The sequence below is a fragment of the Pseudomonas hefeiensis genome (genome assembly GCF_030687835.1).
GTDB classification, from domain to species: domain Bacteria; phylum Pseudomonadota; class Gammaproteobacteria; order Pseudomonadales; family Pseudomonadaceae; genus Aquipseudomonas; species Aquipseudomonas hefeiensis.
In genome coordinates this window covers 2,901,097-2,918,292 of record NZ_CP117449.1, presented here as the reverse complement: position 1 = coordinate 2,918,292, position 17,196 = coordinate 2,901,097, and the positions used below count along the sequence as shown (strand labels likewise).

The window sequence follows — 17,196 nt, the reverse complement described above, 5'->3', positions numbered from 1 at the left end:
GGAGGTGTGCCGCGATCTAGTCAACGACTTATATATCGATTAGTATTTAATTGATCGAAAGGAGGTTCACATGGCACAGATGGGACGCCCACGCACCTTTGACCGTGGCGTGGCGATTACTCAGGCGATGCATTTGTTCTGGGAGCACGGCTACGACGCAACATCACTCAGCCAGCTCAAGGCAAATATTGGCGGCGGCATCACCGCACCCAGCTTCTACGCTGCATTCGGCTCAAAGCAGGCGCTGTTCAATGAGGTGATGGAGCGTTATCTGAACACCCATGGCCGGGTGACCGATAGTCTGTTTGACACCACACTCCCCCCGAGAGAGTCGATCGAACTCACGCTGCGGCGCTCCGCAAAAATGCAGTGCGAGCCCGACCACCCGACAGGATGCCTGGTGGCGCTGGGTCTGCTGAGTGCCTGCACGGATGAAAGCAAAGCCATCTCGCAGCCGCTGGCTGACGCCAGATCCTTGAACCGTGCAGGGATGGTGGCGTGTGTCGAACGCGCTATCGCATCCGGGGAGCTACCAACCACGGTCGTGCCCGAGACATTGGCCACGGTGTTTGACAGCTTTCTGTTGGGGATTTCGGTACTGGCCCGAGACGGCGTGCCCCTCAAACAGATAGATGACGCGGTGACGCAAATCATGACGCTATGGGATGCGTGGTGTATCGGTCGTCCGACTATTGGTTCAGGCAAAACGGCAGAAAACAGCGACCCCCCGCTCCCAGCAAACGCATCGACATCGAGCCAATGAGACGAAAGGAGATCTTGGCCTGTTGATGGCCGATTCCTGCCGGTCACGAACAGCTGCTTTTGGCAATTCGAAGCCCTTCGCATCAAACAGGATCAACCCTCGGATGGGTTTATCTTCTAGAGATGATTCCCCAACTGCCGCCCAGAGAACGCATCATCGTTGCCGCTAAGGCGCTGTTCATGGAGCACTGCGCTGCTGTCGCAGTCGACCTATTCGTTATTCAACGACCAATAAACAATGGGTCCAGCAAGTACCCCGCCAAAAAACGCCCATTCGCCCAAGCCATACGCAAAACATCTGAACTCAGTACATAACATATATTTTCAATTCCCTTGCACCGGTGACTAGCATTCGCCCGGACGCTGCGTGGCCTTGTGTCGGCGGCGTCCACCTCCAATAAAAATAATCAGGAGACATCAATGCACAGGTCACCGAAGCCGCTCGCCGCGGCAATTGCGGCCGCTGCGCTGGGCGCGGGTTTGCCGGGTGTGGTCATGGCCGACTTTCTTGCGGACAGCAAGGCATCGCTGGAGCTGCGCAATTTCTACTTCAACGCCGATTACCGACAGGAAGACGCTAACCAGTCGAAACGCGAAGAATGGGCGCAGGGCTTTCTATTCAATTACCAGTCCGGATTTACCGAAGGGCCGGTGGGGTTTGGTATCGATGCGATTGGCCTGCTGGGGGTAAAGCTCGACTCGGGGCCGGACCGACAGAACTCCGGTCTGTTGCCGGTCGGCGATGACAAGGCCCCGGATGAGTACAGCCAGTTGGGCGTCACAGCCAAGGCGCGTTATTCGAAAACCACGCTGTTCGCCGGGACTTTGGTGCCGAAGCTTCCGACCGTGCTGCCCAACGATTCACGCCTGCTGCCGCAAACCTTTCGCGGCGGGATGCTGACGTCGCGGGAAATCAAAGGGCTGACGCTGAACGCCGGTCGCCTGACCCAGAACAGCCTGCGCAACTCCGCCGCCAATGAGGACATGCTGGTGGCCGGCAAAGGCATCAGAGGCGGTCAGGCCAGCGACCAGTTCGATTTTGCCAGCGCCAGCTATCGTTGGACGCCCAAACTGACCACGGGCTATCACTACGCCCATCTGGATCAGAACTACAAGCAGCACATCTTCAACCTGGCGCACGTGCTGGCGCTGGGCGAGGACCAGGCGTTCAAGAGCGATCTGCGCTTCGCCCGTTCCACCGAGGCTGGGAACACCAACGTCGACAACGATGCCTTTGGCGCCAAGTTCACCTATGAGCTGGGCGGTCACGCGTTCGGTGCGGCGTACCAGAAGATGAGTGGCGAGACGGGTTTTCCGCATATCAATGGCACCAATTCGTATCTGGTGAACTACGTGATGATCTCGCCGGACTTCGCCAGCCCCGGCGAGAAGTCCTGGCAGTTGCGCTACGACTACGACTTCGCGGCCTTGGGCCTGCCTGGGTTGAGCTTCATGACCCGCTATGTACGGGGCGACGACTTCGACGGCCCTGGCGGACGCGACGGCCGTGAGTGGGAACGCAATACCGACATCGGCTACGTGTTCCAGCAAGGCGCTCTGAAGAACTTCGGCGTGAAGCTGCGCAACGGCACCTACCGAAGCACGGGCAATGACATCGATCAGACCCGCTTCATCCTCAGCTACACCTTGTCGCTGCTCTAACGCCCGCCCACACCGTACCGTTGCCCGAGCGGGCAACGGTTTGCTGAACAGGATATTCATCATGACTTTGCAAAAGACACTGCTGTCCCTGGCCGTGGCGTTCGCCCTGGCCACCACCCATCTGAGCGCACAGGCGGCAGACACTGCCGACCTGCCCTGCCGCACCACGGCTGAATGCGCGGCCGAGGCGGCGAAGATTGGCGCGACGGTCGATCGTGCCGCTGCCAAGCCCAGCAAACACGACAACCAGTTCGCCTGGGTCAACCGGATCAACAAAGCGTCCATCGTCATGCTGACCGAAGAAGACATCGTCAGCCGTCAGCAGGGGCAAGAGATCGCCCGCGGCGTTGAGTACGTGATTGATCAGGCCGGCAAACCCGACGGCAAGAAGCCCAGCGACGTGCTACAGATCGAGCGCATCATGATCGACAAGATCGGCCCGCAGGCCTCGCTGATCCACTCCGGCCGCAGTCGCCAGGACATGTACGCCACCTACCGCCTCGCGACCTTGCGCAGCCAACTGCTCGATTACACCGATGCGATGAATGACACCCGCGCGCAACTGCTGAAGCTGGCGAAGGATAACGTCGACACACTGATCCCCGCCTACACCAATGGCGTGCAGGCGCAGCCGATCACCTACGCCCATTACCTGCTGGCCTACGAGGCCGCGTTCGAGCGCGACGCCCAGCGTATTCGCGAGCTGTACGAGCGTCTGAATCTCAGCCCTATGGGTACGGCGGTGCTGGCCAATTCCGGCTGGCCGCTCAACCGTGAGCGCCTGGCCGAACTGCTAGGTTTCGATGGTGTGCGCGAAAATTCGCTGGATGCCGGACAGGTCTCGACCTATGACATCCCCATCGAGGCGGCCGGGATCGCCTCGTCTTCAGCGATCCGTGTCGGCGCGATGCTGGGCGACATCCATACGCAATATCATCAGATTCGCCCCTGGCTGCTGCTTGAGGAAGGCGCCACCTACACCAGCAGCGCCATGCCGCAGAAGCGCAACCCGGGCCTGATCATGCGCGCGCGGGAATCGGCCACCGATGTGGTGGGGCTTGCCCAGACCGTCACCCTGCGTGCGCACAACGTGACCACCGGGATGACTGACTACAAGTTCGCCTTCGATGCGCTCGGGCTGTTCGATAATGCGCAGCAGATGTTCGTCCGCACGCGCCAGGTCCTGGATGCGCTGGTGGTCAATCCGCAGCGTGCGCTGGAGGAGCTGGAAGGCGAATGGACCACCTCGATGGAGCTGGCCGACACCCTGGAGCGTGAGCACAAGGTGCCCTTCCGCATCGGTCACAGTTTCGCCTCGATGGTGGTTGGTCATGCGCGCAAGGAAGGTTTTGTGCCGGCCAACTTCCCCTACGCCGAGGCGCAGCAACTGTTCACCAAAGCAGCGCAGAAGTACAACTGGAAGACCCGCACCCTGCCGCTGAGTGAGTCGGCTTTCCGGGCCACTTTGTCGCCGCAGAACATGGTCAAGACCCGCGTCGGCACGGGCGGCCCGCAACCGGCTGAGGTCAAGCGCATGCTCAAGGAAGCGAACGACGCGCTGGCCGGTGATCAGCACTGGGCCAATGGTCGCCGTGACCGGCTGGCGAAGGCCGAGACCACCCTGGGCAATGCCTTTGGCGCCCTACTGAAGAACTGAGCCCTAGCGCTTCCCTGCGACAGCGTCGGGAAGCGCCGTTTTCCTCCGGGGCATCAGCGCCTCGCGCAGGGCCAGGCGGTCCAGCGCACCACTCCAGGCCGAGATCACCACACACGCCAGGCTGTTGCCGATCACGTTGGTCAGTGATCGGCATTTCATCAATCGCTCGACACCGAGCAAGAGACCGAGGTTTTCCAGCGGCACCAGATTCAGGCCCGCGACCGTGGCCGCAAGCGTCAGAAAGGCAGAGCCAGCCGCGCTGGTCGAACCCATCGAGGTCACAAGCGTCACCAACAGCAGCATCACCAGTAGCGGTCCATCCAGCACAACACCCGCGGCCTGGGCGAGAAACACCAGGGCGCAGGTCAGGTAGATGTTCGAGCCGGTGAGGTTGAAGGTGTAGCCGGTGCTGAGCACCAGCCGCACCACCCGGCGATCGCAACCGGCCCGTTCAAGTTTTTCGATCAACCCTGGCACCGCCGCCACCGAAGCGCCGGTAAAGGCCACCAGACAAAGCTCCGCCTTGATGTAGGCGATAAGACGCCATAACCCGAAGCCGGTACACCGCGCCGTCAGGCCCAGCACCAGGGTGACAAACAGCAAACAGGCGAAATAGACCGTGCCCACGAACTTGAGCAGCGACCAGGCGGATGCTGGCCCATAGCGTCCCACTGTGAAGGCCATTGCCCCGAAGGCGGCCAGCGGCGCGAATCTGAGCACCTTGCGCAGCGCCCATAGCAGCCAGCCAACCAGCGCATCCAGCCTGCGCCGCAGCGGCTCGCCCGCATCGCCGGCATAGCCAATCCCCAGGCCGAACACCAATGCCGCCAACAACACGGGAAGAATAACGGTATGAGCCATTATCTGAGCCAGGCTGGTCATCACCGCCGAGGGCAGATCGCTAATCGGCCGCGCGACGGAAGCCGGGAGCGACTCACCGCCGCCAGGCGCCAGCAATATCGCCAGTGCCGCCCCGGTGATCAGCGACAGCACAGTCATCAGCAGGAAGTACGCCAGCACGCGGCTGGCGCATCGCGTCTTTTGCCCGCGTTCGCCGAAACCCGCTACCGCAGAAGACACCACCAGCACGAACATCACCAGCGGTACCGCATGGCCGATCACACCGAGAAAAACATCGCTCAGCGGTTTCATCCGCGTCGCCAATTCTGGCTGCACGACACCGAGCGATATGCCCAAGGCAATCGCGATCAGGATCAGCAGGGTATCGTTGCGGTATAGCTTGGCTAAAATCATGGGCCGTCGCGCAATATTGTTGTTTTAGTCGCTTCAGTGCCCCGTATCCTAACCGATCAGGCGCCGCAGTTGCGCCACCGGTCTGCTCCAGCCCCACCAGGACTCCCGCTTATATGGAACTTCGCCATCTCCGCTATTTCGTCATGGTCGCCGAAGAAGGCCATTTCACCCGCGCCGCCGCGCGCCTGAACATGCAACAGCCTCCGCTGAGCCAACAGATCCGCGCGCTGGAAACGGAACTCGGGTTCGAATTGTTCAAACGCCATCCCAAGGGCGCGGACCTGACCACCGGCGGTGCCGTGTTTCTGGAGGAGGCCAAGGCCATCCTGGCCCGCGTGCAGGACGGTTCGCGTCGGGCCGCGAGGGTGGCCAAAGGAGTGGAAGGCACATTGGCGATTGGCTTCACCTCGTCGGCCGCGGCGCACCCGCTGATTCCGCGCATCATCCGTGCCTTTCGCGAACAGTACCCGGCGGTGGCGATCACGCTCGCCGAAGGCAACGCCGGTCGCCTGACCGAACGTGCCAGCGCCGGCCAGTTGGACGTGAGCCTCCTTCGTGCGCCGGTCAGCCGACCAGACGGAATCGAGTTCCACCGACTGCTAGTGGAAGAGTTATTGATGGTGTTGCCGGTTGGCCACCCCGCACTGGCCGAGTATCCCGATGCCGTCGAGCTGCGGGCCATACGTGACGAGCCCTTCATCCTGGTGCGGCGGCCCGGCGCGCCAGGGATGTACGCCAATCTGTTGCGAGCCTGCGAGGCGGCCGGCTTCGAACCGCGAGTCGCTTTCGAGGTAGAAAGGATGCTGACCAATGTCAGCCTGGTGGCGGCTGGCGAGGGGGTTTCAGTGGTGCCAGCTTCGATGCGCGACATTCACCGGGAAAGTGTCGTCTACCGGCGCATCTTGGGCGCCCGCCCCCGCCTGGTCGCGCCGCTGACGCTGGTCTGCCGCCAGACCAACGAATCACCCGCATTGCACAATTTCGTCGTGCTGGCTCGGGACTTGGCAAAGACCTATCGCAAACAGAGCACCTTGCCTTGAGGATTGAGAACCAGGAGCGAGCGCCACGCGCTGGGGCCACCACTGAACCAGGAACATTCATATTTCATTTTCAATCCTCTCGAGTGAACACCTCTTTAGGTATTCCAACGATCGGTGGAGGTGTACGGTGCAGGTCTTTCAGAAACGCCGCTGTTATGCCGCTTCGAGCATAGAAAGCAATGCGACTGTGGACGTAGCCGGTTACGTCTCTCCCTCACCTGTTGCAGGAGCGCAGCATTGAACCAACTTCTCGCCATGAGGGTTTTCATTCGAATCACAGATGCCCGCTCATTTGCCAAAGCGGCAGACTCGCTCAATATCCCTCGCTCATCAGTCAGCAAGCTACTACAGGACCTTGAGCAGCATCTGGGTGTAAAACTCGTCGAGCGCAGTACGCGCTCATTCACCATTACTGCGGCGGGTGAAGCATACCGGGAACAAACCTTGGCGCTCCTGGCACAGCTGGACGAAATGGACACAACCGCGGGGGAAGCGCGAGTCAGCCCCCACGGTAGGCTTCGCGTTGACGTCGGTTCATCACTGGCGAACCTGGTCATCATTCCGGCGCTACCTGAATTCCAAGCACGCTATCCCGCTTTGGAGCTGCTTCTGGGTGTCAGTGATCGTCCTGCCGACCTCATCGGTGAGGGTGTCGATTGCGTGATTCGCGGCGGAGCTCTGCCTGATAGCTCACTCATCGCGCGACACCTTTGCAGTATCGATTATGTGACGTGTGCTACTCCCGCTTATTTCTCTAAATACGGAATCCCGCGGCACCCCCAGGAACTCGAAGAGCATCATCAAACCATTCGCTACTTCTTTCCACACACTGGTAAATCGTTGCCGCTGCATTTCAGTCAAGGCGCCCAGAAGTACGAAATCAAACGGGCGTTCAGTGATGAACGTGAGTGAGAGCACCGCCCTCACGGAAGCGGTGCTGACGGGACTGGGCATCGGCCAGATTTTCCGTTTCAGCGCGCGAGCGCATTTGGGCACGGGTCAGTTGGTTCCGATCCTGGAAGACTGGACTCAACCCTCACATCCGATCCAGCTTGTGTATCCGGCAACCCGCCACCCGAGCGCGAAACTACGCGCCTTCGCTGACTGGGCCGTCGAGTTGTTCAGTAGAGAAGACTGCAAGCCTGGGTAGTTTTTTCGCCACAAAAAAATGTCCGCTGCGACACATCCATTGCGCTCAGTGAACACAACGTCACGCGCTGATCCGATTATCCCGTGAGGTAGATTATGTCTTCACCGTGGCGGGCTTCTGCTGCGTTTTGAACGGCTCTAGACTCGATTCAGGAGGCTGATTCGACTTTTTCGGATAAGCCGCGCTCCTGACGCTAGGGAACATCACCATGCAGGATAGACTTGACGGCAAAATCGCCCTTATTACCGGCGCTACCAGTGGCATCGGTCTGGCCACCGCGAAACTGTTCGCGGCTGAAGGCGCGCATGTCTACATAACCGGTCGCAACCAGAACACCCTGAAAGCGGCGCAGGACGAAATCGGCGGCAACGTCACCAGCGTCCAGGCAGATTCAACCCGCAGCACAGATCTTGAGCGGTTGTTTGATCAAATCAAGGCCGAAGCAGGCGGCCTTGATGTGTTATTCGCCAACGCCGGTGGCGGGAGCATGCTTGCTCTGGAACAGATCACCGAAGCACACGTCGATGATACGTTCGGGCGAAATGTTAAGGGCACGATTTTGACCGTTCAGAAAGCCTTGCCACTCATGGCCAAGGGTGCGTCGATCATCCTGGCAGGCTCGAGCGCCAGCATTGAGGGCACCGCTGCGTTCAGTGTCTACTCCGCTTCCAAAGCAGCTGTTCGCAACCTGGCGCGTAGTTGGGTACTTGATCTCAAAGGGACTGGCATTCGTGTGAATGTTTTGAGCCCGGGCCCAGTCCGTACACCATTTCTCCTCGACTTCGCTGGCGAAGATCCGGCTCAGCAACAGGGTATGCTCGACTATCTCAGTACACGCATCCCCTTGGGCCGTGTCGGTGAGCCAGAAGAGATTGCCAGAGTCGCGCTATTTCTGGCTTCTGACGACGCCAGTTTTGTGAATGGCGCCGAAATTTTTGCAGATGGCGGCCAGGCGCAAGTCTGACGTTCCCACCACCGCCTTCCTCTTTACGAACAAGGATCAATGCTTTGAATCGCTCAGCCATTATTTCGATTTTTGAAGATACAAATTGGAAGGATTTCCCCGGAGCACCTGAGATCAAGTATTTCGACGTCGAAGGCTCGATCACCGAGCCCGGTCCTTTCATTGCCCGAGTCAAGCTACCTGCTGGCCTTGAGGCAACCCCACACTCACACCTCGCGCCTTTCGCAGAGCGCAACACGGTGATCTCCGGGGTCCTCTATGTCGGAGTGGGCGAAACGTTTGACAGAGCCAGTTGCGTGCCACTCAAACCCGGTGGAGTTGTCGTGTTTCCACCTGGACTCTCACATTTCACGTGGAATGAACATGAAACCATCGTTCAGGTTCACGGTGAGGGTCCATGGATAAGCACAGCGACTAAATGACAAGGACTGACTGAAGAGAAAAAGATAGACGCTTGGCTTGGGGGATCTCAACCCAAATGGCTGATACCGGCGAGCTAGCCATTCGTGCTGGCTTGTTACGGTACCTATCTAATCTGCTTGTGCGGGAAGCGTACAAAAATCCATATTGCCCCGCCCAAGGCACCCACTGCTCCTAGCCAAACGGCGCTCGCGACGCCATAGTGATCGACCGCCAATCCTCCCATCAATGCCCCTCCCCCCATTGCGAGCTGAGCGATGGAAACAAATAGCGCCGCCACGCTTTCCAGGCGATCAGGCGCTGCCCTGAAAATCCAGTTCTGAATGGCAATGGGCAACATCCCGAACCCGAACCCCCAAGTGATGACAGCAGCTACTGCCAGCAGTGGGTTGTTGCCCATACAAGCGAGCAATAACATTGCGAACCCCAATAGCAGCGATGTTCCCAACACTGCCAGGCGCACATCACGTTCGACACACCATCCGCAAAACAGATTGCCAAATACACCGGCAACGCCATATCCCAATAGCAGCAAGCTCAGCTCGTTCGATTCAATCCCGCTGATTTGATTCAGATAGGGCGTGATGTAGGTATAAGCTGCAAATTGTCCGGTAAATATGAGGATCACCGCCACCAGCCCCACCTGAACCTCAGGCTGTTTCAGCACCCTCGGTATCTGCCCGAGACCCGATGACTTTTCTGGACGAATCGATGGCAGAAGCAGTACTAACGCAATGACGACAAATGAGGCCAATACGGCGAAAACGCCGAATGCCATTCGCCAACCGAAAATGCCTCCAAGCAGCGTCCCTGTCGGGATGCCTGCGACAGTGCCAAGCGTAACCCCCGAAAAGATAATCGATGTCGCCCGTCCCACCGCGTCGGGTCTCAACCTCGGGCCAAGCGCAACACCGATAGTCCAGAATCCGCCCACCGCAATGCCAAGCAGGACACGACCCGCTAACAGAACGATTAATCCACTTGCGCATGCCATTAGTGCGTTAGACGCGACCAAGAGACTGAGCAGGACCCAAAGTACGTGCCTGCGATCAAAAGACTTGGCCAAACTGATCGTCAAGAGTGCCGAACAGGCCGCCACGAGACCTGGAATAGTGATCATGAGGCCTGTTTGTCCCTCACTGATCATTAGATCACTGGCAATTTGAGGGAGTAGCCCGACAGGCAGGAACTCTGCTGTAACGAGAGCAAACGCCCCTACACCAATGGCTGCAACCGCACTCCATGAAGCGGGACCGGGAGAAGAAATAGACGAAGGGGATGAATCGGAGTGAACACCTGCTGCGGCTAAGGCTTGGGTCATAATTTGGAACCTGAGTATCTACAGACGCACGTCACCGTGCGCCTACAGCTTTAATCGGTGGTGTTTAGTAACCAACCCCTCGTACGCCACCCGAAGCTCGGATGGATTCGCCTGTTACCCAATGCGAGTCCTCGGACGCCAGGAACACCGCCAGCGGTGCGATGTCTTCGGGCTCGCCGAAACGGCCCAGCGGTGTGCCAGCGATCAGTGTTTCGCCAAACTCACCAGCGAAGTTACCGTCAGTCGCTGGCGTGTTGGTGTGACCAGGCAAAATCGAGTTGACCCTGATACCACGCGGTCCAAGCTCTCGCGCCAACGCGAACGTCAACGTATCGACCGCGCCCTTGGTGGCTGAATAGACACTGGAAGCCAAATAGGGATCGGTGCTGAGGATTGAGCTGATGTTGATGATGCTGGCCGATGGGCCAAGAAGCTTGACGGCTTCTCGAACCGCCAAAAGATACCCGAGTACATTGACGTTGAATTGCTGGTGGAACGCCTCCTCGGTGAGGTCTTCGATCATCTGGAACACCGCTACACCGGCATTATTGACGAGAATATCCAACGTGCCGTAGTCGGCCTTGACCGTATCGAACAAACGGATCACGTCGACGGCCTTGCTCATGTCTGCCTGGATGCCAACGGCTTTACCGCCCTGCTCCTGAATCTGTGCAACAACCGCGTCAGCGCCAGATTTGCTCGAGGCATAGTTCACAATGACCGTAGCGCCCGCCGCACCTAACGCTTTGGCGATACCGGCACCGATACCTTTTGATGCGCCAGTGACAACAGCAATCTTTCCTTCAAGCTTCATGGGGTTACCTTTTCCAAAGTTGAGTGATGTGTCGCATGGACATTCGCCGTCAGGTTGTATGGCCTGACAGCAACCTGCCGCTTGCTCACAGTATTCGGGCAACAGAAGCCCAGACGCTTGCCAGTTGTTCTCGGATGCTTGCCTATTCTTCTCACATAGCTTGCTTTGCCCGCTGCTGTGGCCCATGTTCATGCACATGAACAACGCGATCGATGAACTGCGCAGTCTGGTAATGCGCGCAGAAACCCAATGGACGGACACCGGACTGCCTCGGGTGGCGATGGTCCAGGCAGAGGCGTGTGCCAGTCAGGTTTATCAGCCGATGCTGCACCTGGTACTCCAGGGTGCCAAAACCTTGTCTATCGGCGATCAGGTTCTGCAGTACTTGCCGATCACCTATTTCCTCGTGCCTGTGGATGTGCCCGCCACCGGCGAGATTCATCCGAGCGGGCCGGGGCGGCCCTATCTTGCGATCAGTCTGACCCTGGACCCGAACGTCATCGCCACGCTGCTGACGGGCGAGACCCTGACGGCCGAGCAACCAGCCACGAGTCGCTTCTGTGCGGTGTCAGCACCTGCTGAAATGATTGATGCCTGGTTACGCATGATGCGGCTGATGGATCGCCCAAACGAAGCTGCAGTGCTAGGGCCGATGATTGAGCGAGAGATTCTGTTTCGAGTCTTGCAAGGACCGTTAGGACCAATGCTGCGTGAAATAGCTCGCCCGGACGGCCGTTTGGCGCAGGTCCGCCGCGCCACCCAATGGATCGGTGAACACTACACTGAACCCTTTCACGTCGAGCCACTGGCGACAATGACTGATATGAGCGTCGCGTCGTTCTATCGCCACTTCAAATCCATCACCGGCATGACGCCCATTCAATATCAGAAGCGTCTGCGCCTGCTCAGGGCGCGCTGGTTGTTGCTGTTCGAGCCCCGCGATGCCGCCTCAATCGCTTTCACGGTGGGTTATGAAAGCGCATCGCAGTTCAGCCGTGAATATGCGCGTCTGTTCGGGATGCCCCCGGCGCGCGATGTCGCCAGGTTCAGAACGTCCACTCCAGAGGTTATCGAGGCGCCATAGCACCCTATAAATCAGTGATTGTCGTCCCTGCAATCGTCTCGGCGAAACCGACGCCGAACATTCGCGCCGGGGTTTCGAAGCCTGCCCGTCGCTCACCGTCCAGGACTCGGCGCGCCGCCTCCACAGCCGCCAGGGGGGTGTAGGTGTAGCCGTTGACCGTTTCGATCATTGAACGCGCCACCGTGCCGTCAGCCCCGGTCACTTCAGCCACGGCGCGGGCGCGGTTGGCCTCGCGTTGCGCAACGCTTGGGCCGTCGGGAAGTTGTGACAGGTCGCCTTCGGGAAAAGCATCACCGGTGATATTCACGAACATGGCGATATTGGGGATAGCGGTGGAATGCCAACCGGTGATCAGATCACCGAAGGACAGCGGCGCGCACAGTGCCGGGCCATCGCCAAAATCGAAGTGCCGAGGCTGCGCGTCGGGGGTTGCAACCAGCGATCCGTCCACCCGCGCCAAGAGCCCCGCGCCGATGATCTCGCTGACGCTCAAAGCCGATCCCCGTGACATGGAACCTGCGACCTGCAGCGCCACCTTCAGCGACTGCGGATCCTGTACACGGCGAGCGACATGCATGGCCAGACAGTCTGTCGGCACCACGTCCCAGCCGACGCCAGGCAGCAACATCACGCCCGCCTCGGCGGCCTGGGTACCAAGCTGTTCCGCCTGCCGATAGACGTTGATCTCGGCGGTGATGTCCAGATAATCGACCCCTGCGTTGATGCAGGCCTGCATCAGGGCGTGCGCTGTCTGTGCAAAAGGCCCTGCGAAATTGAGCAGCACGCTGATGCCTTCCAGGGATTTTGCTGCGTGGGTATCCGGGCTGAACACTCGGTAGGCGACGTTCAGTTGCGCAGCCAGAGACTGCAACCTTTCGTCATTGCGTCCGGCGATGACAACATCCAGCCCCAACGCTTTGGCATGCTCGGCAGCCATGCGACCGGTGTAGCCCGTCGCGCCGTAGATCATTAATTTTTTCATTGATTGTGCTGCCAGTTCTTGTAGACGAATTCGAGGCTGTAGCCGTCCGGGTCAAGGACATTGGCTGCGTAGTAATCGGGGTCGTAATGCAGACGTGCGCCGGGTGCGCCGTTGTCACGAGCGCCACTATCCATGGCCGCCGCATACGCCGCGTTGACCTCGGCCTTGCTGCTCGCCACGAAACCGACATGTACGGCCCGCCCCTCGACGACGCCCTCGCGCAACCAGAAAAACATCCGCCCATTGGCGCCGAAGCCCTTGAGATCCGGGTGGCCTGGCGGGCCATCCTTGCCGTCATAATCAAGTCGCGCGGTAACGCCCAACGGAGTCAGTGTTGCGGTGTAGAAACGGATGGAACGCTCAATGTCGCTGACTGAGATAAAAATATGATCAAGCATGCGTTAGCCTCGCTATTCAGATGTTGTAGCCGCCCGCGACTTCGATCGTCTGGGCATTGATCCAGCGTCCTTCTTCGGACAGCAGCATGGCGATAACCCGAGCGACATCCTCCGGCTCACCCACCCGGCCCAGGGCAGTTTGTGAGGCGAGTAACGCCTCGAATTCGTCATTCAGACCGCCACCCAGTTCCGTGCGAATCGCTCCCGGCGAAACAGCGTTGGCACGGATACGCCGAGGGCCGAATTCTTTGGCCATGTACCGGGTCAGAACGTCTAGCCCCCCCTTGAAGGCCGCATAAGGCGCGACTCCCGCAGTGGCGACACGGGTCGTGGCGCTGGTCAGGTTAACGATGCAGGCCCCCTCCTCCATCAGCGGCAGCAAGGTTTGCGTCAGGAAAAACGGGCCTTTAAGGTGAACGTTCAGCAAGCCGTCAAACTGCGCCTCGGTGACCGACTCCAGAGGATTGAACAAGCCATACCCGGCGTTGTTGACCAGGCCGGCGAGGGTTTTCACGCCCCAGGTCGCCTGCAAGGCAAGCACCACGGCTTGGCGAAAACTGTCGAAACGGCTCACGTCGGCGACGTCCAGTTCAAGCGCTACAGCCTTGCCGCCCGAGGCCTGAATACGCTGCACCACCGCATCGGCTGATTCAGCCTCGCTCTTGTAGGTCAGGATCACTCCCATCCCGCGCCGGGCGCACTGTTCGGCGGTACTGGCGCCGATGCCGCGGCTGCCACCGGTGATCACGATCACGCTCATTCGCTGCTCCACTGTCACTGAGTTGAGTCACCACAGTAACCATCGCCTTCGCAGCGAGCGCAGCCGTTCCTGCTCGAATCCTGCCTGTTTCTGCTTTTTGCTTGCGTGAATGCATCAGCCTGGGTTCAGATGATCCCCATGACAAACCCACTCAATGAACTGCGCGCCCTGGCCTCTCGGGCCGAAAACCGCCGCACCGAAACGGGCATACCACGCCTGGCCATGGTCCAGGGTGAAATCCCGGCGCATTTGCTGGCCGCCGTTTACGAACCGATGATCAACCTGATTCTGCAAGGCAGTAAGTCAATGACCATCGGCGACCGTACGCTGGACTATGACCCCGCGACCTATTTCGTCATGTCCATCGAATTGCCAGCAGTCGGCCAAGTCCACCCAGCTGCATCCGGCGAGCCGTATCTGGCAGTCAGTCTGACACTCGACCCAACGGTCCTGGCGACCTTGCTCGCCGACCTGCCCAAACCTGTCGGCCAGTACGAAAAGGACGCAGGCTTTTCGGTCGCCGCAGTCACGCCCGAGTTGATGGATGCCTGGGTACGCATGCTGCGATTGATGGACCGGCCTGAAGACATTGCAGCCCTCGCCCCCGTTTACGAACGCGAGATCCTCTACCGGGTGTTACAAGGCCCCCACGGCTGGATGCTGCGCGATATCGCAGCACCCGATAGTGCCATGGCTCGGGTCAGCCTCGCGATCCAGTACATTCGCCGGGAGTTTGCCGAGTCCATTCGCGTGGAAGCGCTGGCACAACGGGCAGCGATGAGCGTTTCGGCCTTTCACCGTCACTTCAAGGCCGTGACCGCACTGAGCCCTCTGCAGTACCAAAAAAGAGTGCGCTTGCTGCAGGCTCGGACACTCCTGGTCGCCCATGCCAAAAGCGTGACTAGCGCGGCATTTGAGGTCGGTTACGAAAGCGCTACACAGTTCAGTCGCGATTACGCACGGGTCTTCGGGCTGCCCCCGGCACGCGATGCGGCAAGGATTTCGGGCGAAATCCTCGGCGAGCAGGTCAGGTGAAACTGGTTTTTGTCCAGGCGCGCTGAGTCAGTCGTCGTTCCTGCAGCCGCTGAACGAATCAACCTACGGGGCAGTCGGAACACCAGACCCCTTGGCAAAAAACCTGACTCATGCCCTTACGATCCGCTGTCCTCGCTACGTTGCTCACGTTGGCCGCCCACACGGCGTCCGCCGCGCAAGAACCGCTGCGCCTGGAACGCCTGGACCGCTGCGGTGACCTGCTGCAAAGCCAGCGCCAGGACTGGTGCCTGACCGTGCGCGGGCTGGGCAATCAAACGCCACAACTGAAACTGGGTGCAAAAGCGCTACCCGCGCGGGCAGTCCAGCGCAAAGGCGAAACCCTGCGGTTGCGTCTCGACAGCGCCGCCTATCAAAGCGGCCCTCTCTGGCTGGAGGACGGCCCGCGCCTCAGCAATGCAGCCTGGCTGAGCCTGCGCAACAGCCACGTACTGGCCGCCGGGCCGGACGAGGTGGCGAAGAACATGGACGGCTTGAGCACCTACGTCGATCTGGTCAGCCTGTTGATCGAGGAGAATCACGATGGGCGCCAGGAAGCTGAGCGTCTTGCCCAAAAATACGGCGCCAAGGTCGTCGGCAGTATTGCCCCCCTGAACCTGTATCAGCTTCGGCTACCCGCCAAGGACCTGGTGCAGCGCGACGCGCTGGTGCTACGGATGGGCAGCGAAACCAGCGTCGATGCCGTGGTGATCGAGGAGTCGGCGGCAGAAGAAGCCGAGCAAGCCAGCACCCGTCCTGAAGAACCGAAGAAGCCAGCCCTGGACTCCGATGAATGGGCCGCCAACCGCTTTCTCGACGCAGTGAATTACTACCAGCGACGCATTCCCGCGCGGCAACCGCCCGCCCGGCCACAACCGGTGCGCATCGGCCTGATCGAACGTAACGTGGATTTCGACACCGCCGATTTCGCCGACTACCTCGGCGGCTGCTCGATGCCGCGCACCTGCGTCTATGCGCGCGATGCGAACACGCCGGACAACCACGGCACCACCGTCGCGGGCATTCTCGCCGCGCGCTGGGATGAGAGTGGAAACACCGGTTTTCTCCGGGGTCTGGACAAAGCCAGCGCAGGCTTTGAGGTCATTGTCGAGCGCAACTCCGATGCCGGGATCACTGCCAACATCGCCGCCTCGGTCAACCTCGTGGAGGACGGCGTGCGGGTGCTCAACTGGAGTTGGGGCATTCACCGCGTTGGCGCGAAAAACGTCAAAGGTGATGAAGTGGACTCGCTGTTGCGCTCAGGCATCGCCATGAGCGGTTACGAGGAACTGCTGGAGGAGTTTTTCCTGTGGCTGCGCAAGGAGCATCCCGACGTGGTGGTGGTGAACTCCGCTGGCAATGGGTCTTCGTTCTCGGGCAGCGATGAATACCGCCTGCCCTCTTCGTTCATCACCGAACAACTGCTGGTGGTCGGCGGGCACCAGCGCAGCGAGCGCGCCGGGTTTGCCGTCGATGACCCGGGCTATGCGGTCAAGCGCAGCTCCTCGAACATCGACATGCGCGTGGATATCACCGCCGCCGCTTGCGCCCACGCCTCAACCGCCCGCGCCGGCGAAAACGGCGCAGTGCATTGCGGCACGTCCTATGCCACACCCATGGTCGCGGGCCTGCTGGCGGCGATGCTGTCCATCAACCCACAACTTCAGCCCGAGCAGTTACACATGCTGCTACGGCGCAGCGCCATGACCATCGGTGAAAACCACGACTTCGAACGGATGGATGGCGAGGACCTCACCGCGCCCATCCTGCCGTCGGAGCGCCGCTATCAGCTAAACGACAAGGACGTCGGTCGATCGGCGCGCCTGGACATGCAAAAAGCGCTGGACCTGGCGGAGCAGAGCCGCACGCGCGTGCGCTGAATCGGGCACCGGGCAC

17 protein-coding genes are annotated in these 17,196 nt (G+C 59.8%); 11 read left to right on the top strand and 6 right to left on the bottom strand.

All coding sequences use genetic code 11. The annotated features are described in order from the left end of the window. The first annotated feature begins 70 nt into the window (after positions 1–70). The 3 genes from PSH57_RS12895 to PSH57_RS12885 all read left to right on the top strand — a co-directional run bounded on the left by PSH57_RS12895 (position 71) and on the right by PSH57_RS12885 (position 4,081). A complete protein-coding gene (locus PSH57_RS12895) occupies positions 71–763 on the top strand; it encodes a TetR/AcrR family transcriptional regulator (protein ID WP_305389897.1) in 693 nt (230 codons plus the stop codon). Between the two features lie 419 nt (positions 764–1,182). Beyond that, a complete protein-coding gene (locus tag PSH57_RS12890) occupies positions 1,183–2,424 on the top strand; it encodes an OprD family porin (protein ID WP_305389896.1) in 1,242 nt (413 codons plus the stop codon). Positions 2,425–2,485: 61 nt separating this feature from the next. Beyond that, a complete protein-coding gene (locus PSH57_RS12885) occupies positions 2,486–4,081 on the top strand; it encodes an argininosuccinate lyase (RefSeq protein ID WP_305389895.1) in 1,596 nt (531 codons plus the stop codon). Positions 4,082–4,084: 3 nt separating this feature from the next. On the opposite strand, the gene PSH57_RS12880 is transcribed toward PSH57_RS12885, so the two are convergent. Then, a complete protein-coding gene (locus tag PSH57_RS12880; RefSeq protein ID WP_305444902.1) occupies positions 4,085–5,335 on the bottom strand; it encodes a cation:dicarboxylate symporter family transporter in 1,251 nt (416 codons plus the stop codon). 113 nt (positions 5,336–5,448) lie between these two features. Here PSH57_RS12880 and PSH57_RS12875 point away from each other — a divergent pair, with 113 nt between their 5' ends. The 5 genes from PSH57_RS12875 to PSH57_RS12855 all read left to right on the top strand — a co-directional run bounded on the left by PSH57_RS12875 (position 5,449) and on the right by PSH57_RS12855 (position 8,911). Continuing rightward, positions 5,449–6,375 carry a LysR substrate-binding domain-containing protein gene (locus PSH57_RS12875; protein WP_305389893.1) on the top strand — a complete coding sequence of 309 codons (927 nt, stop codon included), beginning with the start codon at positions 5,449–5,451 and terminating at the stop codon, positions 6,373–6,375. Positions 6,376–6,612: 237 nt separating this feature from the next. After that, positions 6,613–7,287, top strand: coding sequence for a LysR family transcriptional regulator (locus PSH57_RS12870; protein ID WP_305444900.1), 675 nt, complete (start codon positions 6,613–6,615; stop codon positions 7,285–7,287). Next, positions 7,274–7,525: a LysR substrate-binding domain-containing protein gene (locus PSH57_RS12865; RefSeq protein WP_305444898.1), complete on the top strand. Its 252-nt coding sequence runs from the start codon at positions 7,274–7,276 to the stop codon at positions 7,523–7,525. Before PSH57_RS12870 ends, PSH57_RS12865 begins: the two co-directional genes overlap by 14 nt. 208 nt (positions 7,526–7,733) lie before the next feature. Then, positions 7,734–8,489 (top strand): SDR family oxidoreductase, encoded by a 756-nt coding sequence (locus tag PSH57_RS12860; RefSeq protein WP_305389891.1) that lies wholly within the window; start codon positions 7,734–7,736, stop codon positions 8,487–8,489. Positions 8,490–8,533: 44 nt separating this feature from the next. Then, positions 8,534–8,911 carry a cupin domain-containing protein gene (locus tag PSH57_RS12855; protein WP_305389890.1) on the top strand — a complete coding sequence of 126 codons (378 nt, stop codon included), beginning with the start codon at positions 8,534–8,536 and terminating at the stop codon, positions 8,909–8,911. A 104-nt stretch (positions 8,912–9,015) separates the two neighbouring features. Here PSH57_RS12855 and PSH57_RS12850 read toward each other — a convergent pair whose 3' ends face one another. Then, the gene (locus tag PSH57_RS12850; protein WP_305389889.1) at positions 9,016–10,230 is read right to left on the bottom strand and encodes an MFS transporter; all 1,215 of its coding nucleotides are present in this window, start codon (positions 10,228–10,230) and stop codon (positions 9,016–9,018) included. A 64-nt stretch (positions 10,231–10,294) separates the two neighbouring features. Then, positions 10,295–11,044: a glucose 1-dehydrogenase gene (locus tag PSH57_RS12845; RefSeq protein ID WP_305416632.1), complete on the bottom strand. Its 750-nt coding sequence runs from the start codon at positions 11,042–11,044 to the stop codon at positions 10,295–10,297. A gap of 196 nt (positions 11,045–11,240) precedes the next feature. Here PSH57_RS12845 and PSH57_RS12840 point away from each other — a divergent pair, with 196 nt between their 5' ends. Next, positions 11,241–12,128, top strand: a complete 888-nt coding sequence (locus PSH57_RS12840; RefSeq protein WP_305389886.1) for an AraC family transcriptional regulator — start codon at positions 11,241–11,243, stop codon at positions 12,126–12,128. Between the two features lie 4 nt (positions 12,129–12,132). Here the strand turns inward: PSH57_RS12840 and PSH57_RS12835 are convergent, their stop codons facing one another. Genes PSH57_RS12835 through PSH57_RS12825 form a run of 3 tightly spaced genes read right to left on the bottom strand, consistent with a single transcriptional unit; the run spans position 12,133 to position 14,268 of the window. Then, the gene (locus PSH57_RS12835) at positions 12,133–13,110 is read right to left on the bottom strand and encodes a saccharopine dehydrogenase family protein (RefSeq protein WP_305389885.1); all 978 of its coding nucleotides are present in this window, start codon (positions 13,108–13,110) and stop codon (positions 12,133–12,135) included. Then, entirely contained in the window at positions 13,107–13,508 is a 402-nt protein-coding gene (locus PSH57_RS12830; RefSeq protein ID WP_305389884.1) for a VOC family protein, read from the bottom strand. Before PSH57_RS12830 ends, PSH57_RS12835 begins: the two co-directional genes overlap by 4 nt. 16 nt (positions 13,509–13,524) lie before the next feature. Continuing rightward, the gene (locus PSH57_RS12825) at positions 13,525–14,268 is read right to left on the bottom strand and encodes an SDR family NAD(P)-dependent oxidoreductase (protein ID WP_305389883.1); all 744 of its coding nucleotides are present in this window, start codon (positions 14,266–14,268) and stop codon (positions 13,525–13,527) included. A 138-nt stretch (positions 14,269–14,406) separates the two neighbouring features. On the opposite strand from PSH57_RS12825, the gene PSH57_RS12820 reads away from it, so the two are divergent. Both PSH57_RS12820 and PSH57_RS12815 read left to right on the top strand, forming a co-directional pair. After that, positions 14,407–15,303 carry an AraC family transcriptional regulator gene (locus tag PSH57_RS12820; RefSeq protein ID WP_305416630.1) on the top strand — a complete coding sequence of 299 codons (897 nt, stop codon included), beginning with the start codon at positions 14,407–14,409 and terminating at the stop codon, positions 15,301–15,303. A gap of 110 nt (positions 15,304–15,413) precedes the next feature. Then, on the top strand, positions 15,414–17,180 hold the full coding sequence (locus tag PSH57_RS12815; protein ID WP_305389881.1) for a S8/S53 family peptidase: 1,767 nt from the start codon (positions 15,414–15,416) through the stop codon (positions 17,178–17,180). The last annotated feature ends 16 nt before the right edge of the window (positions 17,181–17,196 follow it).

Coding starts and splice junctions, on each gene's coding strand:
- PSH57_RS12895 (WP_305389897.1), top strand. CDS start 71: ATGGCACAGATGGGACGCCCACGCACCTTTGACCGTGGCGTGGCGATT.
- PSH57_RS12890 (WP_305389896.1), top strand. CDS start 1,183: ATGCACAGGTCACCGAAGCCGCTCGCCGCGGCAATTGCGGCCGCTGCG.
- PSH57_RS12885 (WP_305389895.1), top strand. CDS start 2,486: ATGACTTTGCAAAAGACACTGCTGTCCCTGGCCGTGGCGTTCGCCCTG.
- PSH57_RS12880 (WP_305444902.1), bottom strand. CDS start 5,335: ATGATTTTAGCCAAGCTATACCGCAACGATACCCTGCTGATCCTGATC.
- PSH57_RS12875 (WP_305389893.1), top strand. CDS start 5,449: ATGGAACTTCGCCATCTCCGCTATTTCGTCATGGTCGCCGAAGAAGGC.
- PSH57_RS12865 (WP_305444898.1), top strand. CDS start 7,274: ATGAACGTGAGTGAGAGCACCGCCCTCACGGAAGCGGTGCTGACGGGA.
- PSH57_RS12860 (WP_305389891.1), top strand. CDS start 7,734: ATGCAGGATAGACTTGACGGCAAAATCGCCCTTATTACCGGCGCTACC.
- PSH57_RS12850 (WP_305389889.1), bottom strand. CDS start 10,230: ATGACCCAAGCCTTAGCCGCAGCAGGTGTTCACTCCGATTCATCCCCT.
- PSH57_RS12845 (WP_305416632.1), bottom strand. CDS start 11,044: ATGAAGCTTGAAGGAAAGATTGCTGTTGTCACTGGCGCATCAAAAGGT.
- PSH57_RS12840 (WP_305389886.1), top strand. CDS start 11,241: ATGAACAACGCGATCGATGAACTGCGCAGTCTGGTAATGCGCGCAGAA.
- PSH57_RS12835 (WP_305389885.1), bottom strand. CDS start 13,110: ATGAAAAAATTAATGATCTACGGCGCGACGGGCTACACCGGTCGCATG.
- PSH57_RS12830 (WP_305389884.1), bottom strand. CDS start 13,508: ATGCTTGATCATATTTTTATCTCAGTCAGCGACATTGAGCGTTCCATC.
- PSH57_RS12825 (WP_305389883.1), bottom strand. CDS start 14,268: ATGAGCGTGATCGTGATCACCGGTGGCAGCCGCGGCATCGGCGCCAGT.
- PSH57_RS12820 (WP_305416630.1), top strand. CDS start 14,407: ATGACAAACCCACTCAATGAACTGCGCGCCCTGGCCTCTCGGGCCGAA.
- PSH57_RS12815 (WP_305389881.1), top strand. CDS start 15,414: ATGCCCTTACGATCCGCTGTCCTCGCTACGTTGCTCACGTTGGCCGCC.